Here is a 23,884-nt window from a genome sequence, read left to right as displayed (position 1 = left end):
TATGAAACCGCGCTTGTACTTTGAATATAAGCGGGCAAGGCTTTTGTCTTACGACAAGCTACCCCGGATTTTTCAACTTTGAACTTTTCACTTTCAACTCAAAAGGAGATTCGATGACCGACACCACCATCACCGTCCTGCTGGCCGAAGACGAACCGTCCCTGCCGGGCCTGGACTCCCTCAGCGACCACGCCCGGGTGCGGGAAGTGCGCACACCTGATGCACTCCGGGCCGCGCTGCCAGACACCCAGGTACTGGTGGTTACCGATTTCCGCACCGACCTGCTGGAAGAAGTGTGGCCGGATAACTGCCCGGTGCGCTGGGTCCACGCCACCAGTGCCGGTGTCGATGCACTGATGATCGACCCGATCAAACACAGTGACATCGTGGTCACCAACGCCCGCGGCATTTTCGATCGCGGCATCGCCGAATACGTGCTGGGCGCCCTGCTGATGTTCGCCAAGGACACGCTCGGCAACCTGGTACTGAAAGAACAGCACCGCTGGCAACACCGTGAAACCCGCATGCTGCGCGGCGCCAATGCACTGATCGTAGGCGCCGGCTCTATTGGCCGGGAAGTCGCCACGGTGCTCGGCGCCATGGGCATGAACGTGATCGGCACCGCCCGCCATGCACGCCAGGACAGCGCCTTTGATCGGGTCCACCGACAACAGGATCTGCCTGCCCTGCTCGGTGACGCGGACTATGTGGTGATCACCGCACCGCTAACACCGGACACCGACGGCCTCTTCGACGCCGCCACCTTCCGGCAGATGAAGCCCGGCGCGGCTCTCGTCAACGTCGGTCGCGGCCCCATCGTGCGCACCGACGCCCTGATGCAAGCCCTGCAACGCGGCCGGCTGGCCGGTGCAGCACTGGATGTGTTCGAAGCGGAACCCCTGCCCGCCGACCATCCGCTATGGGATCACCCCAATGTGATGATCTCGGCGCATATGGCCGGGGACTTCATTGGCTGGCGCCAGGCGCTGGGCCAGCAATTTGTCGATAACTTCCACCGCTGGCGCCGGGGTCAGCCACTGGACAACCCCGTCAGCAAGGAACACGGCTATGTAACCAACCGGTGAGCCCGCCGCGACGGGCCACCCCAGGAGGATCGTCGATGAGTAAGGAATTACTGACCATGAGCGCTCAGGCGCTGAAAGCCGCTTACCAGACCGGCGCCCTGTCACCCGTGGAGGTGTGCAACACCCTGCTGGATCATGTTGAGCGCCATGATGAGGCGCTCAACGCCTGGTGTCTGATCGACCGTGATACCACCTTGCAATGGGCTCGCGAAGCCGAACAGCGATACCAGAACGGCAACGCCGACGGCCTGCTTGACGGGGTGCCGGTTGCGGTCAAAGACGTCTTCCTTACCCCCATGTGGCCCACCCTGAAAGGGTCGAAAACCATCGATCCCGCCAGCACCCTGGAAAAACGCTCCCCGGCCGTCGCCGCACTGGAACGCCACGGTTATGTGCCGCTGGGCAAGACCACCACCCCCGAGTTTGGCTGGAAAGGGATTACCGACAGCCCCCTGTGTGGCCCCACCAACAACCCCTGGGACCCGAGCAAAACTGCCGGGGGCAGCAGTGGCGGCAGCGCGGCCGCCGTATCCGCCGGCATGGCGCCCATGGCACTGGGCACCGACGCGGGCGGCTCCATCCGCATTCCCGCCGGCTTCTGCGGCATCGTCGGCCACAAGCCCACATTCAGCGAAGTCCCCCACTGGCCAGCCAGCCCCTTCGGCACCCTGGCCCACGCCGGCCCCATGACCCGCACCGTAGCCGACGCCGCGCTGATGATGACCGTCATGAGCGAAGCCGATGCCCGCGACAGTCTGGCCGCGCCACGCCGCGGCATTGATTATGTCGCCGCTCTGCAACAGCCCATCAAAGGTCTGCGCATCGCCCTAAGCACCACTCTGGGTTATGCCGACGTGAACCCGGAAATCGAAAAAGCCACCCGTGAGGCCGCCCGGGTTTTCGAGTCACTGGGCGCCACCGTCAGCGAAGTCGACCCGGGTTTCAGCAACCCGCTGGCGGCATTCAGCCACTTGTTCTACAGCGGCGCCGCCAATGCCATGCGCGACCTGGGCGAGCGCCAGCGCAGCCTGATGGACCCGGCACTGGTGGAAGTGGCCACCAAGGCAGAAAAGCTGAGCATGCTGGATTACCTGGGCGCCATGAACGAACGCATGGCGGTGAGTGAACGTATGGCCGTATTCCACACCAAGTACGACCTGCTGATCACCCCCTGCTTGCCCATCGAGGCCTTCGACACCAACCGGGAAGTGCCGGTGGACTGGCCCAGCACCCGCTGGCCCACCTGGACGCCCTTCACCTACCCCTTCAACCTGACGGGCCAGCCGGCATTGTCTGTGCCATTGGGGCTCAGCAGCAACGGCCTGCCCATGGCGCTACAAATTGTCGGTGCCCGTTTCGACGATGCCCGAGTGCTCGCCGCTGGCCACGCCTTTGAACAGGCTCAGCCGTTTACCCAGCGACCACCGATGCTACAGAACTAGGAGCGCGACGGTGCGCATAGGGCTATCTTTTAGCGTCAGGCGTCCAGCGCTTGGCGTCCGGCGTTTGATAAGGAGCAGATGATGGGAAACAGCAATCTGGACACGGATTTCTACGAAAGCGAAGACCCGATCTGGAACCCGGCCCTGTTGACCATTCCGGTGCCGGGTATCCGCCGCATGGTGAATCTGGCTGCCGACCTGGACGATGTGATTCATCTGTCCATCGGCCAGCCCGACTTCAAACCGCCGGAGCACGTTATCCAGGCCGGGGTGGATGCGCTTTATGCTGGCCAGACCGGTTACACCATGGACGCCGGCCTGCCGGAGCTGCTGGAATCGCTGGCGGAGTACTACAGCAAACGCTATCAACGCACCCTGGTGCCGGAAAACTTCATGGTGACCACCGGCGCCACCGAAGCCCTGTATCTGGCGTTAACGGCCACCTCGGCCCCCGGCCGGGAGTTCATCGTGCCGGACCCGTCTTTCATGCTCTACGGCCCACTGATCCGCATGAACGGTGGCATCGTGCGCAACATTGCCACCCGCGCCGAGAACAACCATCAGCTGGATCCCCAGGAAGTGATTGATGCCATGGGACCCAATACCTTTGCGGTGATTCTCAACTCCCCCAGTAATCCCACCGGCACCATCTACCCGCGGGAAACCATCGAAGCCATTGTCGAAGAAGCGGCCTATCGCGGCATCCATGTGATCAGTGACGAGGTCTACGACCACCTGATCTACGACGGCAAGGATTACCCCAGCGTGCTGTCCTGTTGCCCGGATCTGGACCACGTCATGGTGATCAGCAGTTTCTCGAAAACCTTTTCCATGGCCGGCATGCGCATCGGCTGGCTGATCGGCAGCCAGGGCGCCATCAAGAAACTGCGCCGCTACCATATGTTCACCACCACGGTGGCCAACACGCCCTGCCAGTGGGCCGGCGTCGCCGCACTGCGTGGCAGCAACCAGTTTATCGACAACATGGTGGAGGAATATCAGCGCCGGCGGGATCGGCTGGTGGAATTGGTGGAACAGACGCCACACCTCACCGGCTACAAACCGGATGGCGCTTTCTATCTGTTTCCCTCGTTACCGGAAGGCGTCGACGGGGCCAACGTGGCGCTGAAACTGTTGCGCGAGACCGGGGTCTGCACCATTTCCGGCGATACCTTTGGGGACGCCGGGCGCAACGCCCTGCGCATCAGTTACTCCACCTCGCTGGATCAGATCGAAGAAGCCTTCAAACGAATTATTCCCTGGATGGAGAAACAGAACTTCAGTTAAGGAAAGCCGCAAAAAACGGGCTGGCTTGGGCGTAAACAGCACCCAACCGGCCCGCCATCGTCCTGAGTCCAATGCCGGATTACGACTACACCTGGTTCGACCCATACCGGCTTTTTCGATTACGGTTTCTGCGCACCTTTTTGTGCGTCTGCCTGGGCCAACTCCGCTTCCATATCGGAAAACATCTGCTGCAGGGACGGCATCACATGCTGCATCTGGCGCTGGGAAATCTGTACCGATTCAGCCATTACCTGGGGCATTTTCTTCATGATCGCCCGGCCACTGTCTGACTGATAAAACTCGGCCATGTCCCGCAGCTCCTGCAGGGAAAAGGTACGCTGATAAATGGCCAGCATCTGCTCTTCCATGGCGCCCCAGTCCAGCCCCTCTTCCAGAATGGTCTGTACCCGCGAGGTATAGCGCTCCATCATGGCCTTGTTGTCCGCCGGTATAGTCTGCGTCAGGGCCTGGTCGGTCATGCCTTCAATCTGTCGCCGGGCTTCACTGAAAATGGCTTTGGCATTACTGGCTTCCAGTACCTCTTTGGCGGCAGCCGTCTTGTCCGCCTGTTCCGATGCCTGTGCGGTTACCGACAGGAAAGACAGCAACAGTACGGTCAGTATTTTTTTCATGATTATCTCCAACATTGCGGTGCCAGCACCGCCAGCCTGAAAAGCAAAAAGGCCGTGACGAATCACGGCCTTTTACTATCAATTAACCACTATTAATGATCAATTGCCGTTATGGCATTTCATCCACTTCTTCCGGTTCCGGAACCATGAAGTCTTCCTTGCTGACCTTCATCATGAAGAGGATATTGCTGACCACATAGATGGACGAGTAGGTACCCACGAAGACCCCTACCAGCAAGGCTTCCGAAAAGGAACGCATCACTTCGCCACCGAAGAAATACAGCGCCACCAGCACCAACAAGGTAGTCGCGGAGGTGTTGATTGTCCGGGTCAACGTCTGGTTCACCGCACCATTGATAATGGCCACCGGGTCCGTCTGTCGTGAATTGCGGAAATCTTCCCGGATACGGTCAGCCACTACAATGGAGTCGTTAAGCGAGTAACCGATCAGCGCCAGCACCGCCGCCAGCACGGTCAGGTCGAAAGGCCACTGAATCAGCGAGAACAATCCCAACACGATGATCACATCGTGAAACAATGCGACCACGGTGGCCACGCCGAACTTGTTGGAGAACCGGAACCACACGTAGACCATCATCAGACCCAGCGCCAACAACATGGCGGTGCCCGACTCGTCACGCAGCTCGTCCCCTACCTGCGGGCCAACGAACTCCACTTTCTGTTTTTCCAGGTCCGGGTTGTGGTTTTTCAATACCGCGACCACATTCAGGCCAACCTGGTCTGCATCCTTGCCGTCCCTGGGGGCGACTCGAATATTGACCTCTTTTGGCGAACCGTAATGCTGAACAACCGCATCACCAAACCCCGCATCGGCCAAATCCGCACGGATTTCAGACAGTTCCACATCTACCGGGCTTTTTACTACCACGGTCGTGCCACCGGTGAAATCCAGCCCCAGGTTCAGACCCCGGGTCAGCAGCAGCGCCACGGAAATAACGACTAGCGCCAGCGACAGGACACCCAGCGGTTTGCGGGCGGCCATAAAATTGATGTTCATGGGTGCTTTGCTCATAACCGCCTCAGATGCTCAGTTTGCTCGGGGCGCGGGCGCCTCGACCGTAAATCATTTCTGCCATGGCACGGGTACCGATAATCGCCGTGAACATGGAGGTGAGGATGCCGATGAACAGCGTAACCGCGAAGCCCTGCACCGAACCGGTACCCGCCGCAAACAGAATCACCGCCACAATCAGGGTGGTAATGTTGGCATCGATAATGGTGGTGAATGCGCGCGCGTAACCTTCTTCAATGGCCTGGCGCGGACTGAGCCCCCTGCGCAAATCTTCACGAATACGCTCGAAGATCAGCACGTTGGCATCCACCGCCATCCCCACGGTCAGCACGATGCCGGCGATCCCCGGCAAGGTCATGGTGGCCCCGGGGATCAACGACATGACGCCGACAATAATCACCAGGTTACCCAACAGGGCCACGTTGGCAATCAGGCCAAACAGCTTGTACCAGATCACCATGAAGACCAGCACCAGCGACAGACCCAGCGCCATGGACTTGAGCCCGGCTTCGATGTTTTCCGCCCCCAGGCTCGGGCCCACGGTGCGCTCTTCCACGATGCTCACCGGCGCCGCCAGAGAACCCGCGCGCAGCAGCAATGCCAGTTCGGAGGCTTCGGCAGGATTATCCAGCCCGGTAATACGGAAACGGCTACCCAGAGTGCTCTGGATGGTAGCCACGTTGATCACATACTTGTCGGTGCTGCTGGTCATCTGATCAACGCTGTTGCCGTCCTCGTCGATCACCTTTTTTACGTCGGTCTTGGTTTCGATAAACAGCACGCCCATGGGGTTACCCACGTTCTTGCCGGTAACACGCTGCATGCGACGGGCGCCATCGGAATCCAGCGTCACGTTCACTTCCGGCTGACCGTTCTGCTGATCAAAGCCCATCTTGGCATCGATCACCTGATCACCGGTGGCAATGCTGGATTTATTCAACGCGACGATACGGCCCTCTTGCCCCTTGAACGGGAAGAATTCCAGACCGGGAGGCGCCATGCCGGAACGCAGGCGGGCAGAAGACACACTGTTGTCTACCAGACGGAATTCCAGGGTCGCGGTGCGGCCCAGAATCCGGCGGGCGGTGGCCGCATCCTGAATCCCCGGCAGCTGCACGACGATGCGGTCTGCACCTTGACGCTGCACCACGGCTTCCGCCACACCCAGTTCATTGACCCGCTTGTTCAGCGCGGTACGGTTCTGGTCCACGGCGTAATCCTGCATTTCCTTCAGGGCCGTTTCGTTCAGCGTCATGACAATTTTCGGGCTGTCACCGGCCGGCTGCATGGCCAGCTTGTCCAGCGCCTGACGCAGCGGTGCACGGGCTGCGTCCGCAGCTACCTGATCGCCAAAGGTGGCGGTCAGGGTGGTGCCATCCACAGACACCGCGCGGTAACGCACTCCCGCATCACGCAGGGTCAGCTTGGCGGTACCTTCCCAGGCTTCCATGCGGCTCTTCACCACCGAATCCATATCCACCTGTAGCAGGAAGTGCACCCCACCACGCAAGTCCAGGCCCAGGTTCATGGGGCTGGCGCCGATCTCACGCAGCCACTGGGGCGTGGTCGCCGCCAGGTTCAAAGCCACCACGTAGTTATCGCCCAGCGTCGCCGCAGCGATGTCCTTGGCGCGCAGCTGCGCTTCGGTATCGCCCATACGCACCAGCAGTGAGTTCCCCACCACTTCGCCGTCACCGTGGCTCAGGCCTGCATCATCCAGGGCGCCGAGCACTCGCTGCCTGGCCACATCAGACACTTCACCGCCCGCCTCGGAATGGCTGATCTGGATAGCGGGAGCATCCGGGTACAAATTAGGGAGCGCATAAAGGCCGCAAACAACGAGGGCAGCCAAAAGCAGGAAAAATTTCCAGCGTGGATAGCGGGTCATAGTTCTTTCCGGTAGTGCCGGTTTTTTAATAGTGCGACAGTGCGTCGAGCGCCGAAAAAAGGCGGCCGGCATGCACGATTAATCAACCGCTCGATACATTGGGTTTTGCTGGCGTTACCGCAACAGCAAAAGCCCCGCTCAAGACGGGGCTGCTATTCTTCTAGATCGACTTGATGGTGCCTTTGGGCAGAGTGGCCTGGACGCTGCTTTTCTGCAGCTTGATTTCCAGGTTGTTGCTGATTTCCACCACCACAAAATCATCGGTCACTTTCGCTACCTTGCCCAGAATGCCACCGCTAGTGACCACTTCATCACCCTTGCTCAGGCTCTGGACCAGGTTTTTGTGTTCCTTGGCACGCTTCTGCTGCGGGCGAATCAGGAAGAAATAGAAAACCACCATCATCACGACCAGCATGATCAGCTCGACACCGCCCGGGCCGGCAGGGGCAGCAGGGGCTGCAAACGCCGGAGAAACCATGGCAGTGGCCAACAGGGCCAGCAGGGAACGCATTGCGATGTTCATTACATACTCCAATCGATAAATAGCTACAGCGCTGGCGTAGTCTGGCCACGCGCCGCATAGAAGTCGTCCACAAAGGCGGACAATGTACCCCCTTCAATGGCCCCCCGCAATCCAGCCATCAGCCGCTGATAGTAACGCAGGTTATGGATGGTATTGAGCTGGGAGCCCAGCATTTCGTTGCAGCGATCCAGGTGATGCAGATAGCTGCGGGAGAAATGCTGGCAGGTATAACAGTCACAATCCGCCTCCAGGGGAGCCAGATCATGACGGTGTCGGGCATTTCGGATTTTCACCACCCCTTCGGCGATGAACAGGTGGCCATTACGGGCATTACGGGTGGGCATAACGCAGTCGAACATATCCACCCCACGGCGCACCGCTTCAACGATGTCGTCCGGCTTGCCCACGCCCATCAGGTAACGGGGGCGCTCTGCAGGCATATGCGGGGTCAGGTTGCCCAAGGTGCGTAGCATTTCTTCCTGGGGCTCGCCCACGCTGAGGCCGCCCACGGCGTAGCCGTCGAAACCGATATCTACCAGCCCGGCCAGGGATTCGCGGCGCAAATCGTCGTACATGCCGCCCTGAACGATGCCGAAACACGCCGCATCATTGCCTTCATGGGCGTCTTTTGAGCGTTTCGCCCAGCGCAGGGACAGTTCCATGGAATCGCGGGCCTGTTTCTCGGTGGCCGGAAACGGGGTGCATTCGTCAAAAATCATGCAGATATCGCTGCCCAGTGAGCGCTGCACCTGCATGGCCTTTTCCGGACTCAACTCCACCTTGTCGCCATTGATGGGGTTTTTGAACACCACACCCTGCTCGGAAATCTTGCGCATATCGCCCAGGCTGAATACCTGAAAACCGCCGGAGTCAGTGAGAATCGGCTTGTCCCACTGCATGAAGCCATGCAGGGACCCGTGGGCTTCGATGACCTCGGTACCCGGGCGCAACATCAGGTGGAAAGTATTCCCCAGACAGATCTCGGCACCGGTCTCGGCCAGATCTCGGGGCAACATGCTTTTTACCGTCCCGTAGGTCCCCACCGGCATAAACGCCGGCGTCTGGATGGTGCCCCGGGGAAACGTAATCTCACCACGGCGGGCGGCACCATCGGTGGCGTTGAGCTGGAAGGTCATTCGGGACATGGGTAAGAGCTCGCTTGCACGCGGCATGCTTCACGCAGCATGCCAAAAAACGGGAAACACAGGATCATTCGTCAGCCCCACCCGCGTGTTGCGTGTCGCGTGATGCATGCTGCGTTCCTTCAATAAACATGGCATCGCCGTAGCTGAAAAAACGGTACTGGGACTCAATCGCCGCCTGATAGGCGTTCATCACCCGATCACGGCCCGCGAAGGCACTGATCAGCATCAGCAACGTCGATTTGGGCAGGTGGAAGTTGGTCACCAGGGCATCCACCAGCCGGAACCGGTAACCCGGATAGATAAAGATATCCGTCTCGCCCTGCCCGGTTTGCAAACCACCGGACTGGCTGGCCGCTTCCAGCGCCCGCAGCGCGGTCGTTCCAACCGCCACCACCCGGCCACCCCGGGCATGGGCCTGGGCCACTTGCTCAACCAGGGAATCGGGGATCTGGTAGCGCTCACTGTGCATGTGATGGTCTTCCACCTTGTCCACGCGCACCGGCTGGAACGTCCCTGCTCCTACATGGAGGGTGACAAAACCGATATCAACCCCGTGCTGCTCCAGGGCCGCCAGCATCGCATCGTCAAAATGCAGGCCGGCGGTCGGGGCCGCCACAGCGCCGGGTTCGCGGGCATAGACCGTCTGGTAGCGCTCCATATCCCCATCTTCATCCGGGCGGTCGATATACGGCGGCAACGGCACATGGCCGATTTTCTCCAGTGCCGTCAGCAGGGTGTCGCAGCCCTGGCCCGGCAGCGAGAACTGCAAGATGAACAGGGCGTCACGACGCCCCGTCACCTGGGCACGAATACCCTCATCAAATTCCAGCCAACTTCCCGGTTTCGGTGACTTGGAGGCGCGCACGTGGGCGAGTGCCTCGTGGTCATCCACCACCCGCTCGATCAACACTTCAACCTTGCCACCGCTTTCCTTCTGGCCAAACAGCCGGGCAGGAATCACGCGGGTATCGTTGAAGATCAGCAAATCGCCGGGGTGCACATGGGAAAGCAGATCAGGAAACTGCTGATGCAGCAGCGCATCGCGGGTAAGGGCCAACAGGCGCGCATCACGGCGCTCAGCAGGCGGATGGCGGGCAATCAACCCGTCGGGGAGCTCAAAATCAAAATCGTCGACGTTCACGTACTGTACCGGCACGGAAGTTCAAGGGGCGCCAAGGATACCTGCTAAACCCCCTCACACCAAGCGCTCTACGTCGCCGGCCCGCCAGGAAACAAGGTGCGATTCAGGGTGTCTTGGGTTTCTTCGACAGTTGCACCGTCGCCGTAGCGGACAGGCGATCGTGAAGCGTTTGATGCGGCGCGATCAGCACCACCAGATAGCCGGCCCCGAACAGGCCCCAGGACACACAAGCCCCGACGAAACGAGCCAGGGTCTGCCAGAGCTTCACCGGCCCACCGCGATAGTCCCGCACCTGCAACCGCCAGGCACGCATGCCCAGGGTCTGGCCACCACGCATCCAGAACCAAGCGTAGAACAACCAGGTTTCCACCAGCAACAGCGGCAGCAGAATCCCCTTCAGGTAATCCGGAGCAGCGCGGGTGACGCCATTAATATCCTCCATCGGCAACCCGGTTTTGGGGTAGACCAGCACGAAGATACCCGTGGTCACAAACCACAAGGCGAGCACCAGAAAGCCATCATAGACCAGCGCCATCAAGCGCTTAAGCAAACCGGCGGGCGGGGCATATTCGGTCATGATCACTCTCCTGGACAGACGAGTTTGAGCTATCGAGAGCCTGCGACGCCCGACATAAAAAAGCCCGCTGGAAGCGGGCTTTTTTATTGTTTGGTACCAGAGGCCGGACTTGAACCGGCACGCCCGTGAAGGCAACGGATTTTGAATCCGTCGTGTCTACCAATTCCACCACTCTGGCAGTGGGGCGCGAGTATACCAGCCCTTCACGGCTTTTCCAGCCTTTACGTTAACGCAATTTTGATCGCGGTCACGTTATCCCGACTGCCCGCGTTCAAGGCTGCCTTGAGAATGGCAGACTCGCTGGCGCCCTCGACCAGCAATTGATGTATCTCAGGCACCCGCAGCACAGAATGCACGCCATCGGTGGTCAGCAGGAATTGCTGGCCGGCCCCTACCGCAAACCGGATCTGTTCCAGTTTCAGCTTGTCTCCATTACCAATGGCCTGATAGATCACGTGACTGCGAGGGTGGCGCATGGCCTCTTCTTCGTTGATCTCACCTGCGTCCACCAGTGCCTGCACAGGGGTGTGGTCCTTGGTGATGGCACTGGTTCGCGATGCCTCATGCCGGTAAAGCCGGGCATCGCCGGCCCACAGCACCCCAGCCTCGCCATCATGAATCAGCAGCACGACAACCGTCGCCCCCATGGGCTTGCTGCCCAGGTGCATGGCGGCGTGGTGACGGATCGCATGATTGGCGCTTTGCAGGGCGGCATCCACCGCCAGCAACCGGTGGGCAATACCGCCCCCGAGGGCAAGATTGTCCAGTGCATGACGGATCATGGTGGCGGCAAGGTCGCCGGCGTCATGGCCGCCCATGCCATCAATAACGGCCCATAAACCCTCACCGTCACGGCACACCAGCGCGTCTTCATTGGCCGGCCGGCGGCCTGCGTGGGTGCGTCCCTGCCCCCGCCAGCAGCTCATCTCATCGCACTCGCTGCAGTAGCCAGATACCCAGCACCAGACACAGGGACGGCGGCAGCATGGCAGCCAGAAGCGGGTCAGTATGGAATACCAGCGACAACTGGCCGAAGAATTGCTGGCCGTAATGGAAGATCAACCCGGCGACGATACCCGCCGTCAGCCGCAGGCCCATGGTGACTTCCCGCAAGGGGCCGAACACAAAGGAGATGGCGATCAACACCATGCCGATGGTCGCCAGCGGCATGAACAGTTTCTGCCAGAAGCTGAGCATATAGTCTGCGGTTTCCAGACCCTGGCGCTTCAGATAGCGGGTATATTCCAGCAGTTTGACCAACGCCAGATTGTCCGGTTGAAGCACCACGATGCTGAGCAACTGCGGCGTCAGCTCCGTTTGCCACTCGCCCTGATCTTTCTGGTAGGTTTCGGCGTGATCATCGAACAAACGAGTGCCGTGGATCCCCTCCAGCGACCAGAAGTCCCCTTGATAGATCGCCCGATCCACATACTGGGTTTCTGTCAGTTTCTGGTTGTCGCTGAAGCGATAGCGGGTCAGACCGTGCAACACGCCGTTGGGCTGCACCGCATTGATATGAATGAATTCGGGCCCTTCCCGATGCCAGTAACCGTACTTGGAGCGCAACGCTTCACCGCCGCCCTCGGCCATGGAGCGGTTACTCTGCGCCACCTGCTCGCTGTAAGGCGTCAGGTATTCACCCAGGGGAATCGACAGGATGATCAGCACCAATACCGGGCGCAGCACCAGCCAGCTCACTTTCAGGGTGGAGACCCCCGCCGCACGAATCACCGACAGCTCGCCGCTATTCGCCAGCAGCCCCAGTCCGATCAGGGTGCCCAGCAAAATGGCCATGGGCATGTATTCGTAAAAGCGCCGCGGCGTGGTAGTCAGGATAAACTGCAGAGCTTCCATGACCTGGTAATTGCCGCGGAGAAACTCCAGCTCATAAACAAAGCCGAACAGACAATCCAGGCCGACAATAATAAACAGGATGGCCAGGGTCGGGATCATTACCGCCCGCCAGAAGTAGCGCTTGAGCAATGTCATGAGCGCGCCCTCCGCCGGAACAGGCGCCCGCCAAAGTAGAGCAGAAAGACCACTGCTCCGGCACTCAGGTGGATCCAGACCATGCTCAGATACCAGGGCAGCGCCCCTTTATGGTCTTCAATGGCGCTGCGGCATACCAGCAACATACCCACGTACAACATATAGCCCAGCACCGCGGGGATAAGGCGATAGAAACGGCCTTGCCGTGGGTTGACCCGCGCCAGCGGAATCGCCGCCAGCGCCATGATCGGCACGGTGAGAATCAGCGAGAGGCGCCACTGCAGCTCCGCCAGCGCCGCCTTGTTGTCGGCTCGCTGATCCACCAGCTCCTGGGTAGAGCGCCCCCGCACTTTGGGGGGGCGACTATCGGTTTTTTCGCCACCAATACGTACACGAGCTTCCTTGAAGCCCACTTCCTTGTAATCCAGCTGACCCGGCTTGCCCTGATACTGGAAACCGTCCGTCAGCAACAGGTAGCTGATACCTTCTTCCACCACCAGCTTGCCGCTTTTTGCCCAGACGGTGAGCAAGCGGCCGGCCTCGCCCTGGCTTTCAAAACGGGCATCGGCCACGAACACATTTTCCAGAACCCCCTTTTCCCTGTTCAGGTGTTCCGCATAGGTGGCGCGCTGGGAATCGCTGGAACCTTTGACGTGAAAGCGTCCCGGGGTAAGCAGCTCCAGCACCGATCGGTCCTTTTGCTCCTCAAAAATCCGGTTCACCTCTGCATCCCCGCGCGGCGTGACGTAGAGAGAAAACATGCCCACCAGAGTGGTGGCCATCAAGATGGGCACCACCAGCGAACGCACCACCCGGCCGTTACCCTGACCACCGGCCTGCAGCACTACCATCTCGTTATCCATGTGCATCCGCCCCAGCACCAGTAGCAAGGCGATATACAAACTCAGGGGAACGATCATCTGCAGGAATTCCGGCATCCGGAACGCCATCACCAGGAACAGCGCATCGGCGGCAATTTCACCGGCCGCCGCTTCCGCCAGGTATTTGATAAAGCGCCCACTGACCAGCACCATCACCAGAATAAAGGTGACCAGTACCGTGGTCATGAACACTTGCCGGTTAATATATCGATGAAGAATCAAGGGCAGGCCCACTCATTGCTGTCTGCAAAAACGCACCGGGCACAATAAAGGCAGGCGAATAGCCAGCGGCTCGGCACACACCGCCGGGCAAAAAACGCCTGCGGCAGCAGTGAATGCCACCTAGTGTAACTGAGTGCTCGACCAAGGTGATAATTCCGTGTGAACAAGGCCACCGATGGATAGCGCCGAACGGATTGCGTTTCCGTGCGTGACGGCCCACTATTTCCTTTATTTATCGGGTGAATAGCGCCCCCACCCTTTTATTGATCTGGAGACAGCATGGACTTCGCAGTAAGCAACAGGCCCCTGGAAAAAAGCAAGGCAGACGCCCTGATCGTACTGTTGAGCAAGAAAAGTGACCTTCCCGAGGCCCTGCCAGACAGCACCCGCGAACACATTTCCCAGTTCATGAAGGCCGGCGATTTCAGCGCAAGCAAAGGTCAACTGGGTTGGCTGCATGCCCCTCAGGGCATCAATGCGGCCCGTCTGCTGCTGGTCGGCACCGGTGACAGTCCACTCAGCGACCACAGCTGGCTCTCCCTGGTGCAAAAAACCGCCAAGGCACTGACGGCCGCCCCGGTGAAACAGGCTCTCTGGCTGCTGGATGACGCCCAGCCCCAGGCACTGGAATGGCAGGTTCGCGAAGGCACCCGGGTAGTGGAAGAAAGCACCTACCGTTTCGACGCCTACCGTAGCAATCCGGCGCCGGCCAGCAAACTGGCCAAGCTGACTTTCTGGCACGCGGAAAAAGACGCCGCCCTCGCCAAGGCCCACAAAACCGGCAAGGCGGTCGCCGTTGGGGTGAACCTGGCCCGGGATCTGGGCAACTTGCCCCCCAATGATTGTTTCCCCGAATACCTGAGCGGCGTGGCCCGCGATCTGGCCAAGGATTACGAAAAACTCACCGTGAAAGTGCTGAGCCAGGCACAGGCCGAAAAGATGGGCATGGGCGCCTTCCATGCGGTGGCCAAAGGGTCCGAACGCCAGGGCCAGATCATCGTGATGGAGTACAAAGGCGCCAAACCGACCAAACAAGGCCCCGTTGCCCTAGTTGGCAAAGGCATTACCTTCGACACCGGAGGCATCTCCCTGAAACCCGGTGCCACCATGGATGAAATGAAATACGACATGGGCGGTGCGGCCAGCGTTTTCGGCTCCGTGAAGACCGTGTGTGAGTTGGGCTTGCCGATCCATCTGGTCGCCGTCGTGGCCGCCGCCGAAAACATGCCCGACGGGCGGGCCGCGCGCCCCGGCGACATCGTCAAGACCCTGTCCGGGCAGACCGTGGAAATCCTCAATACGGATGCCGAGGGCCGGCTGGTACTGTGTGACGCGCTGACCTATGTGCAGCAGAAGCACAAGCCACATACCGTCATCGACATCGCCACACTCACCGGCGCGTGCGTGGTTGCACTGGGCGCCCATGCCCAGGCGGTTTACGCCAACGATGATGCCCTCAGCGAAGCCCTGCTCACCGCGGGCAAGGAAACCGGCGACCGCGGCTGGCCCATGCCCCTGTGGGACGAGTACCAAAGCCAGCTGGACAGCCCCTTCGCCGACATGCAGAACATTGGCGGGCCCAAGGCCGGCTCCATCACCGCCGCGTGCTTCCTGTCCCGCTTCACCAAAGACGTGAAATGGGCGCACCTGGACATCGCTGGCACCGCCTGGGTCAGCGGCGGCATGAGCAAGGGCGCCACTGGCCGCCCTGTGCCCATGCTTACTCGCTACTTGATGAACCAATGCTGACAAGCCGCACGCGAACCAAACGCACTCGGCGTGTTGCCTGCAGGCGTGTCGCATGGAGCCTTTAATTGACTGAAGTCACGTTCTATCTCAGCAGCAAGGTCGGGGACGGTGTACGCCAGGCGCTGGCCTGGCGGATTGCCGACAAAGCCCTGAGGCAAGGTCGCCAGGTTTATGTGCATTGCCAGAATGAGGCCCATGCACGACAGGTGGACGCACAATTCTGGCAATCTCCTGCTACAGGTTTCTTGCCCCATGCCCTGGGCGGGGAAGGCCAGGCACCGGTGTTGCTCGGGTTCGGCGACGATCCCGGTCATCATCACGATGTGCTGATCAACCTCACCGACCAGGTGCCGGACTTTTCGTCCCGCTTCCAGCGAGTGGCCGAAATGATCAGCGGCGCCGATACCGAACGACAACAGGGACGAGAGCGCTTCCGCTTCTACCGGGACCGGGGCTTTCCCGTTACCACTCATGAACTGGGCTGACCACTGCGAGCGACACGGCGATGAGCAACAACAAGGAGACGGCAAAACACGCACTACTCAAGGAACTGGATGATGTTCAGTCCCTGCTGGATGATGCTGACAGCCCGACTCAGCCGCCCCTACTGAAGCCCTCAGCAGAAGACACCACAGCTCCGGATTCTCAGCGGATCCGGCAGCTCGCCAGCGAACGGGCCAATCCATTCCTGTCCGGTCGTCCAGCGCCCAGCACATCACCAGCGCAACCGGCGCCCTCCGTCCCCACCCCTGCCCCACAGACGGCAGCCCCTCGCCCGACGCTGACCAACAACGATATCGACGCCGCCATTGATGAACTGGTGGCCGAGGCCCTGCCCAAGCTCGAAAAGGCCCTGCGCCTGAAGCTGCGCGCGGCCCTGCGCAGGAAGACCTGACGCACCTCAGCCCAGATGCCTTTGTGAAAGTGAGCCGCCTTTTCTGTTTCCCTCGTCAGGCATCCGGCGCCCAGCGCCAGGCGTTTTCTCACAACCCGCGACGAACCCGCCCCGCTTCGCTATAATTCGCCCTCATTTTTTCTGGTTTAGAAGCGGTGATCATGGACAAAACCTACCAACCCGATCGCATCGAGCAATCCTGGTATGAACACTGGGAAAAGGCCGGTCATTTCAAGCCGAGCGGCCAGGGTGATTCCTTCTGCATCATGATCCCGCCCCCCAATGTGACCGGCAGCCTGCACATGGGTCACGCCTTCCAGGACACCATCATGGACACCCTGGTGCGCTACCGCCGCATGCAGGGCCGCAACACCCTGTGGCAGGTGGGCACCGACCATGCCGGCATCGCCACCCAGATGGTGGTGGAACGCAAACTGGCCGGCGAAGGCACCAACCGCCACGAACTGGGCCGGGAGAAGTTTCTCGACAAGGTCTGGGAGTGGAAAGGCGAATCCGGCGGCACCATCACTCGCCAGCTGCGCCGCATGGGCGCCAGCGTGGACTGGACCCGCGAACGCTTCACCATGGACGACGGCCTCTCCAACGCCGTGCGCGAAGTCTTTGTACGCCTGCACAAGGAAGGCCTGATCTACCGTGGCAAGCGCCTGGTCAATTGGGACCCGGCCCTGCACACGGCCATCTCCGACCTGGAAGTGGAGAACGTGGAAGAACAGGGCCACATGTGGCACTTCCGCTACCCGCTCTCCGACGGCTCCGGCCATCTGGTGGTCGCCACCACCCGCCCGGAGACCATGCTCGGCGATACCGCCGTGGCCGTGCACCCGGAAGACCCGCGCTACAAGGACATGATCGGCAAGACCATTCGCCTGCCGCTGGCAGAGCGCGACATCCCCATCATCGCCGATGATTATGTGGACCCGGATTTTGGTTCCGGCTGCGTAAAAATTACCCCCGCCCATGACTTCAACGACTATGAAGTGGGCAAGCGTCATGACCTGCCGATGATCAACATCCTGACTGCGGATGCGGCCCTCAATGAAGAAGTGCCAGAGGCCTATCGCGGCCTGGACCGCGTGGATGCCCGCAAGAAAGTCGTGGATGATCTGGATGCCCTTGGTCTGCTGGAAAAAGTCGCTGACCACACCTTGCAGGTGCCCCGTGGCGACCGCTCCGGCGTTGTCATCGAACCCTACCTGACCGACCAGTGGTTCGTGGCCGTGGAAGAGCTGGCCAAGCCCGCCATTGCCGCGGTGGAAAATGGCGACATCCAGTTCGTGCCCAAGAACTACGAGAACATGTATTTCTCCTGGATGCGCGACCTGCAGGACTGGTGTATTTCCCGGCAGCTCTGGTGGGGCCACCGCATTCCTGCCTGGTATGACGCCGACGGCAATGTCTATGTGGGCCGCAGCGAGGAAGAGGTCCGCGCCGAACACAATCTTGGTGACACACCGTTGAGCCAGGACGATGACGTTCTGGACACCTGGTTCAGCTCCGCCCTGTGGACCTTCTCTACCCTTGGCTGGCCGGAAGACACCGATGCCCTGCGCACCTTCCATCCCACCGATGTGCTGGTGACCGGTTTCGATATCATCTTCTTCTGGGTTGCCCGGATGATCATGATGACCCTGAAGTTCACCGACCAGGTGCCCTTCAAGAAGGTTTATGTGCACGGCCTGGTGCGCGACAACGACGGCCAAAAGATGTCCAAGTCCAAGGGCAATGTGCTCGATCCGCTGGACATGATCGACGGCATTACCCTGGACGCGCTGATCGACAAACGCACCAAGGGGCTGATGCAGCCGCAAAAAGAAAAGCAGATTACCAAGCGCACTCACAAGGATTTCCCGGATGGCATCAACCCCTACGGGACCGATGCCCTGCGTTTTACTTTCCTGTCACTGGCCTCAACTGGTCGGGACATCAAGTGGGACATGGGCCGGATCGAAGGCTACCGGAACTTCTGTAACAAGATCTGGAATGCCGCCCGCTATGTGATGATGAATACCGAGGGCGAAGATTGTGGCGTCACGGCTGACAGCGACATCGAGCTGTCCCTGGCGGACCGCTGGATTATCTCTGCCCTGCAACGGGCCGAGCAGGAAGTCAGCGACGCACTGGACAGCTTCCGCTTTGACGTGGCCAGCCATGCTGCCTACGAGTTCATCTGGAATGAATACTGTGACTGGTATCTGGAGCTTTCCAAACCAGTGCTCTGGGGCGACGAGTACTCCGCCGCCCAGAAACGTGGCACCCGCCGCACCCTGGTCACTGTTCTGGAAGCCATCCTGCGCCTGGCTCACCCCTTCATGCCATTTATTACCGAAGAGATCTGGCAAAAGGTTGCCCCGCTGGCAGGCAAAGCAGCGGACAGTGAAGGTGAAAACAGCAACACCATCATGCTGCAAGCCTTCCCGGCCAGCGACCCCGCCAAAATCGATACTGATGCTGAAACCGGTGCAGAATGGGTGAAAGCGGTGATCAGTGCGGTACGCAACATTCGTGGCGAAATGGGCATCCCGCTGGGCAAGGCGCTGCCAATCTACCTGCATAACGGCAAGGACTCCGACCAGGCCCTGCTGGAGGCCAACCGCGTCTTCCTGAGCAAGCTGGCCAAACTGGAATCCATTACTTGGCTGGCAGCGGAAGACTCCGCCCCCGCCTCCGCCACCGCACTGGTGGGCGACATGGAAATTCTGGTGCCCATGGCCGGGCTGATCGACAAGGAAGCGGAAATAGAGCGGCTATCCAAGGAAACCGACAAACTGCGCAAGGAAGTGGGCCGCGCGGAAGGCAAGCTGAAGAACCCCAAGTTTGTCGATAAGGCGCCCCAGGCGGTGGTCGATAAGGAAAAAGCCAAGCTGGATGACTATCGCTCCCAGCTGGCCAAGCTCGACGAGCAGCTGGAAAAAATCAAATACCTGTAAGGACGGCCATCATGGATGATCCCCGCCGCGCCCGCATACTCACCTGCGCCCAGGAAGTCTTCGCCAGCGAAGGCTTTCGCAGTGCCGAGGTAAAGACTATTGCCGAGCGGGCCGGCGTGGGCAAGGCCACCATCTATAAATTCTTTCCTTCCAAGGAAGCCTTGCTACTGACCATTGTGAAGGAAAACCTGAACACCATCCGCGACCTGATCCTGTCCGAACTGATCGGTGTTGCGCCTCCCCTGGAGCGGCTGGAAAGCCTGTGCCGAGCCGTGGCTCGGTATCTGGAACAGAATCAGGATTTTTCCCGGGTGCTGATTCAGGAGGCCGGCGACTTCATGGGTGACATCCAGCGCCAGTATCTGGCCCTGATGGAGCAAAACCTGCCCGTGGCCGATGCTTTTTTCAATGAACTGCGCAAAGACGGCTATTTTGTTGCCCTGCCTACTCGCGATACGATTCTGATGATGGTAAACCTTGTCACCGGAACCACGTATACATGGGCCCTCACAGGTGAGGGCAGCCTCGAACAACAAGCCGCAGACTACATGAAGGTGTTGATCCGCGGCCTCAGATAGGACGAGCCGAGATCATGCGACTTATGGTTATCTTTACCGCGTTGCTTTCCACCACCCTGATTCACGCCGGAACGCTCGATCAGCTGACCGACGCCCCCCACCGCACCCCGCAGGAAAAGGCCCGTGACGAATACCGCCACCCGGTGGAAACCCTGAAATTTTTCGATGTCGAAAAAGACATGACGGTGGTGGAAATATGGCCCGGCGGCGGCTGGTACACCTCCATTCTCGCGCCCTGGCTTTACAAGTCCGGCACCTATTACGCCGCCCACTTTCCTGAAGACAGTGACATCCCGTTCTATCGCCGCTCGGTGACCCAGTTCAAGACCAAGCTGGCAGAGCACCCGGAAATTTACGACCATGTTCGGGTCACGGCACTCAATCCCCCCACTTACACGGTTATCGCCCCGGCGGGCACCGCAGACCGCGTGCTGACTTTTCGCAACGTGCACAACTGGGCAAAAGCGGGGAAGACGGAAGCTGTGTTTGCCAGCTTTTACCAGGCCCTTAAACCCGGCGGCATTCTCGGCATCGTGGAGCATCGTGCACCGGAGGTCCGCCCGCTGGAAAGACAAATCGAAACGGGCTACATGAGCGAGGGATATGTGATTGCCCAAGCCGAACAGGCCGGGTTCAAGCTGGTGGATCAATCGGAAATTAACGCCAACCCCAAGGATCAGGCAAACCACCCGGCCGGGGTCTGGACACTGCCCCCCAGCCTGCGTCTTGGCGACAAGGACCGGGACACCTATGAAGCGATAGGGGAAAGTGACCGGATGACACTGAAGTTTATCAAGCCGGAGTAACCCGGCTCGATAGAATCGTTACGGCGCCGGGCGCTCCAGCATGCCCGGCGTGACTTCACCCAGCACCAGAGATTCAGCCACCCCCACCGCTACCCGCAAGCACTGGTCGAGGCGTTCCTGGGAAAAACCACCGTCCTCGAAAATATACAGCGAGTAATTTTCCAGCATCCATAGCATGGTCAGGAAAACCAGCGGCTCGTAGTTCTTGCCGGTAAACCGGTTAATCTGTACCGCAAGCACTTCCGACGCCAGCGTCTGGGCACGAGTACGGTGTGGCGCAAGGGCCGAATCAGAAGAACGGGCCTCTTCCATCATCAGCTTGATCACCGGCCCCATGCTCACGTGATAATCGAAATACACCTTGGTGGTGTTGCGGATGATGTCATTGGCAGACGATGCCTGCTTCACCTCTTTGTGGAAGTGCAGCAGCATGTTATCCACAAAAATACGGTAAATGCTTTCCAACACATCCATCTTGTTGCGGAAGTACTTGTAGAAAGTACGGCGCGACACGTCAGAAGCATCCAGCAGGTGTTGAACTGTCGTACGCTGCAACCCGCGCTGGGCAAAAACCTGCATGGAATGGATCAGGATCTCCGCCCGCGCCTGGGAGCGTTGCCCCCCTTCTTCGCGGGCATGCACTTCCAACACCTGATTCACCACCTGGCGAATCGCATCAATGTCACTGCTTCCTGTCTGCACCTGACAAATACCCCTTACAATGTATACTTTGCGGTAGCTTAACCAACGGTCATCACAGAGTAAACACCGAGTTTATCCTAAGCCATGACCGTTCCGCTCACCGCTTCAGGGTCTCGGCGACGCTTCCAGACCTTTTCGTGGAAATGGTAAGCCACCGTATTCACACAAGGTTCCACCAGCGCCGTCAAACCACCGATACGCCAGTCGCCGGTCATCGCCCAGACGACCAGAAACGCCACTGAAATATGCATTACTCCGAAACTGATTGTCTTGGCCATGAGATGCCCTCCTTTTCGACTATCATCGCCAACCCTATCCCTATAGAGAAATGCTATTCCCATATCTCAACAATAGCTAATAGCAATCATTATCACTACGCGATTATCAAGGATTGTTAACTTGCCCCCTAAATCATGCGCCAGTCACGCTCAGTGCTTTACTCTATGGCATCCGCCAACGACAGGGTTTACACCATGAGCAAGAAAGCCTTACTGATCCTCCACGGCAAACAGGCTGCTAATCAGGCAGTTCGCGATGCGGTTATGGACTGGCGCGATCAGGGCCACGAGCTGGCTGTTCGAGTCACCTGGGAAGGCGGCGATGCCGAGCGTTATGTCCAGGAAGCCCTGAATAACGGCTTTAAAACGCTCATTGCCGGCGGTGGTGACGGATCAGTACGCGACATCACCCAGGCCTTGATGGAAAGCGGCCAGCAAGATCTGGAGCTGGCGGTCCTCCCACTTGGCACGGCTAACGATTTTGCCACTGCTGCGGACATTTCACCGGAGCCGTCAGACAGCCTTCGCTTGCTCGAAAACGACCCTCACCCCTGCGATGTCATACAGGTTAATGACCATTATTTCCTCAATATGGCCACCGGCGGTTTCGGTACGGAAGTCACAACCCAGACATCGGAAGACCTGAAGAAGATGCTTGGCGGGGCAGCCTACCTGCTCACCGGCCTGAGTCGATTCTCGGAAATCGAATCCGCCAAAGGGCACTTCAAGGGCGAAGACTTTGAATGGGAGGGCGAATTTCTCGCCCTGGGTCTGGGCAATGGTCGCCAGGCAGGTGGTGGACAGCGTCTATGCCCTGACGCCCTGGTCAATAATGGCCTGTTCGATGTGGCGATCCTTCCCGCAGACATGGACTTGCTCGCCGGCGTGAAAGAGCTGTTCGACAGCGAAGCCCGTCAGGACCCCAACCAGGAAGGATTATTCATACGTACCCGGCTCAGTGAAATGCACATTGAAACACCAACGCCAATGAACCTGAACCTGGACGGCGAGCCCATTCAAAATACCACCTTTCACATCCGCTCCATTCCAAATGCGCTTCGCCTGTACCTGCCAGAAAACAGCCCGCTGTTAGGCTGATGCCTGCTGCCCGCCGCAACGCTGGACAAACTCGCGAACTTTCTGCCGACGTTGATCCAGCTTGTGGCCGTACAGGGGGAAATGCTCCCACACCCCCAGATCCTTGACGCCATAACGACGTGTTGCCACTGCCACCACCATCATTCCGGTTCGAATGACGCCCATCTCGCAGTGCACCAGACAGCGGCTTCCACCGCGATCAATCTCATCCATAAACTGCAGGATCTGCGCTTCCGTTGGCGGTGTGTCCTGGGCCATGGGGATATTGACCAGCTTTAATCCATGGCGGCGACAATAAGCGAGCTGCCGTACATACCATCCCTTCTTGCTGTACTCCGACTCCAGGCGCAAATTGACAATCGTGTTGATCCCCAATACCCGATGCATGATACGCAAGCCTACAGGCCCCAGGGTCCCGCTACGGTAAAGCTTGCCGGGTTTGACCACACGAAAGTGATACATCAGCTTGCGATACCGGTAAATAAATAAAACAACAAGAAGGACCGCAATGACGGTATAGAACAGCATGGCAAAGACTCCGCAACGTGGATATCGCTGCAGTGTGGCGTGTCTTTTTGGCAAGGGTATTACAGGGAGGGGGGCGGGGGCCTGGCAGCGCCAGGCTGTGACAGGAAACCCGCTTCTGCCCAGCCTGAACACAAAAAAACCCGACGCTTTCGCGACGAGGGTTTTCTGTTTCTTTAAGAGCCTGACGATGACCGACAGTGCGTGACGAGCATGCTCGTCATCCCTTCGGGGCGCCTGCGGCGCACCAAGCTGGCTCCTGCGGAGCATCGCTTGTCACACCTCGGTCCCGCTTGACGGGATGGCGGCTTCGCCGCGAGGTAGGGAGAATAATTCACCGTATCCACGTGCTTCGCTTGCGAAGTCGAACAGCCGCTTTTCAGGCTGGCCCAAAGGGTGAGCGCAGCGAATCAAATACAAAAAAAGCCCCCAAGCATAATGCTAGGGGGCCTTTTTTGTA

The 23,884-nt window shown here is 59.3% G+C and carries 23 protein-coding genes and 1 tRNA gene; 10 read left to right on the top strand and 14 right to left on the bottom strand.

The features are described from left to right. Positions 1-113 precede the first annotated feature (113 nt). The 3 genes from F1529_RS07635 to F1529_RS07625 all read left to right on the top strand — a co-directional run bounded on the left by F1529_RS07635 (position 114) and on the right by F1529_RS07625 (position 3,814). Positions 114-1,085 (top strand): D-2-hydroxyacid dehydrogenase, encoded by a 972-nt coding sequence (locus F1529_RS07635; RefSeq protein ID WP_155133413.1) that lies wholly within the window; start codon positions 114-116, stop codon positions 1,083-1,085. A 35-nt stretch (positions 1,086-1,120) separates the two neighbouring features. Beyond that, entirely contained in the window at positions 1,121-2,527 is a 1,407-nt protein-coding gene (locus tag F1529_RS07630) for an amidase (protein ID WP_007148374.1), read from the top strand. A gap of 81 nt (positions 2,528-2,608) precedes the next feature. Continuing rightward, positions 2,609-3,814 (top strand): pyridoxal phosphate-dependent aminotransferase, encoded by a 1,206-nt coding sequence (locus F1529_RS07625; RefSeq protein WP_039926881.1) that lies wholly within the window; start codon positions 2,609-2,611, stop codon positions 3,812-3,814. A gap of 119 nt (positions 3,815-3,933) precedes the next feature. Here F1529_RS07625 and F1529_RS07620 read toward each other — a convergent pair whose 3' ends face one another. The 11 genes from F1529_RS07620 to lptF form a co-directional block, all read right to left on the bottom strand. Continuing rightward, complete coding sequence (locus F1529_RS07620) at positions 3,934-4,446, bottom strand: DUF2059 domain-containing protein (protein WP_039926879.1); 513 nt, start codon at positions 4,444-4,446, stop codon at positions 3,934-3,936. Between the two features lie 109 nt (positions 4,447-4,555). Beyond that, positions 4,556-5,479, bottom strand: a complete 924-nt coding sequence (secF, locus tag F1529_RS07615; protein ID WP_230457739.1) for a protein translocase subunit SecF — start codon at positions 5,477-5,479, stop codon at positions 4,556-4,558. Between the two features lie 7 nt (positions 5,480-5,486). Continuing rightward, positions 5,487-7,367 carry a protein translocase subunit SecD gene (gene secD / locus F1529_RS07610; protein ID WP_007150143.1) on the bottom strand — a complete coding sequence of 627 codons (1,881 nt, stop codon included), beginning with the start codon at positions 7,365-7,367 and terminating at the stop codon, positions 5,487-5,489. 160 nt (positions 7,368-7,527) lie between these two features. Continuing rightward, positions 7,528-7,890, bottom strand: coding sequence for a preprotein translocase subunit YajC (yajC, locus tag F1529_RS07605; RefSeq protein ID WP_155133407.1), 363 nt, complete (start codon positions 7,888-7,890; stop codon positions 7,528-7,530). A gap of 23 nt (positions 7,891-7,913) precedes the next feature. Then, complete coding sequence (tgt, locus tag F1529_RS07600; protein WP_155137159.1) at positions 7,914-9,026, bottom strand: tRNA guanosine(34) transglycosylase Tgt; 1,113 nt, start codon at positions 9,024-9,026, stop codon at positions 7,914-7,916. Between the two features lie 73 nt (positions 9,027-9,099). Then, the gene (gene queA / locus F1529_RS07595) at positions 9,100-10,176 is read right to left on the bottom strand and encodes a tRNA preQ1(34) S-adenosylmethionine ribosyltransferase-isomerase QueA (RefSeq protein ID WP_039927491.1); all 1,077 of its coding nucleotides are present in this window, start codon (positions 10,174-10,176) and stop codon (positions 9,100-9,102) included. Between the two features lie 103 nt (positions 10,177-10,279). After that, on the bottom strand, positions 10,280-10,753 hold the full coding sequence (locus F1529_RS07590; protein ID WP_155133404.1) for an RDD family protein: 474 nt from the start codon (positions 10,751-10,753) through the stop codon (positions 10,280-10,282). Between the two features lie 91 nt (positions 10,754-10,844). Next, a tRNA-Leu gene (locus tag F1529_RS07585) sits at positions 10,845-10,931 on the bottom strand. Between the two features lie 43 nt (positions 10,932-10,974). After that, on the bottom strand, positions 10,975-11,679 hold the full coding sequence (locus tag F1529_RS07580) for a PP2C family serine/threonine-protein phosphatase (RefSeq protein WP_155133401.1): 705 nt from the start codon (positions 11,677-11,679) through the stop codon (positions 10,975-10,977). A gap of 1 nt (position 11,680) precedes the next feature. After that, on the bottom strand, positions 11,681-12,742 hold the full coding sequence (lptG, locus tag F1529_RS07575) for an LPS export ABC transporter permease LptG (RefSeq protein ID WP_155133398.1): 1,062 nt from the start codon (positions 12,740-12,742) through the stop codon (positions 11,681-11,683). After that, a complete protein-coding gene (lptF, locus tag F1529_RS07570; RefSeq protein WP_290518926.1) occupies positions 12,739-13,857 on the bottom strand; it encodes an LPS export ABC transporter permease LptF in 1,119 nt (372 codons plus the stop codon). Before lptF ends, lptG begins: the two co-directional genes overlap by 4 nt. A 267-nt stretch (positions 13,858-14,124) precedes the next feature. On the opposite strand from lptF, the gene F1529_RS07565 reads away from it, so the two are divergent. From F1529_RS07565 to F1529_RS07540, 6 genes are all read left to right on the top strand, one after another. Continuing rightward, positions 14,125-15,594 carry a leucyl aminopeptidase gene (locus tag F1529_RS07565; RefSeq protein ID WP_155133392.1) on the top strand — a complete coding sequence of 490 codons (1,470 nt, stop codon included), beginning with the start codon at positions 14,125-14,127 and terminating at the stop codon, positions 15,592-15,594. 65 nt (positions 15,595-15,659) lie between these two features. Then, positions 15,660-16,079, top strand: coding sequence for a DNA polymerase III subunit chi (locus F1529_RS07560; RefSeq protein ID WP_155133389.1), 420 nt, complete (start codon positions 15,660-15,662; stop codon positions 16,077-16,079). A gap of 20 nt (positions 16,080-16,099) precedes the next feature. Then, positions 16,100-16,489: a hypothetical protein gene (locus tag F1529_RS07555; protein WP_155133386.1), complete on the top strand. Its 390-nt coding sequence runs from the start codon at positions 16,100-16,102 to the stop codon at positions 16,487-16,489. Positions 16,490-16,650: 161 nt separating this feature from the next. Continuing rightward, on the top strand, positions 16,651-19,437 hold the full coding sequence (locus F1529_RS07550) for a valine--tRNA ligase (protein WP_007150891.1): 2,787 nt from the start codon (positions 16,651-16,653) through the stop codon (positions 19,435-19,437). A gap of 11 nt (positions 19,438-19,448) precedes the next feature. Further along, entirely contained in the window at positions 19,449-20,015 is a 567-nt protein-coding gene (locus tag F1529_RS07545) for a TetR/AcrR family transcriptional regulator (RefSeq protein ID WP_155133383.1), read from the top strand. 14 nt (positions 20,016-20,029) lie between these two features. Further along, a complete protein-coding gene (locus F1529_RS07540; RefSeq protein ID WP_039926855.1) occupies positions 20,030-20,821 on the top strand; it encodes a class I SAM-dependent methyltransferase in 792 nt (263 codons plus the stop codon). An 18-nt stretch (positions 20,822-20,839) separates the two neighbouring features. Here the strand turns inward: F1529_RS07540 and F1529_RS07535 are convergent, their stop codons facing one another. Together F1529_RS07535 and F1529_RS07530 are read right to left on the bottom strand one after the other, a co-directional pair. After that, positions 20,840-21,523: a TetR/AcrR family transcriptional regulator gene (locus tag F1529_RS07535; protein WP_007149631.1), complete on the bottom strand. Its 684-nt coding sequence runs from the start codon at positions 21,521-21,523 to the stop codon at positions 20,840-20,842. Positions 21,524-21,600: 77 nt separating this feature from the next. Then, positions 21,601-21,801: a DUF2061 domain-containing protein gene (locus tag F1529_RS07530; protein WP_007151059.1), complete on the bottom strand. Its 201-nt coding sequence runs from the start codon at positions 21,799-21,801 to the stop codon at positions 21,601-21,603. Positions 21,802-21,996: 195 nt separating this feature from the next. Between F1529_RS07530 and yegS the strand changes: the two genes are divergently transcribed. After that, positions 21,997-22,899, top strand: a complete 903-nt coding sequence (gene yegS / locus F1529_RS07525) for a lipid kinase YegS (RefSeq protein WP_155133380.1) — start codon at positions 21,997-21,999, stop codon at positions 22,897-22,899. On the opposite strand, the gene F1529_RS07520 is transcribed toward yegS, so the two are convergent. Continuing rightward, a complete protein-coding gene (locus tag F1529_RS07520) occupies positions 22,891-23,427 on the bottom strand; it encodes a tyrosine-protein phosphatase (protein ID WP_196220379.1) in 537 nt (178 codons plus the stop codon). The two genes, yegS and F1529_RS07520, sit on opposite strands and share 9 nt — an antisense overlap. Positions 23,428-23,884: the final 457 nt, after the last annotated feature.

This window comes from Alcanivorax sp. VBW004 (assembly GCF_009718865.1).
Taxonomy (GTDB): Bacteria; Pseudomonadota; Gammaproteobacteria; order Pseudomonadales; family Alcanivoracaceae; genus Alcanivorax.
The sequence above is the reverse complement of the archived record's forward strand: the minus strand, read 5'-3'. Positions and strand labels throughout refer to the sequence as shown.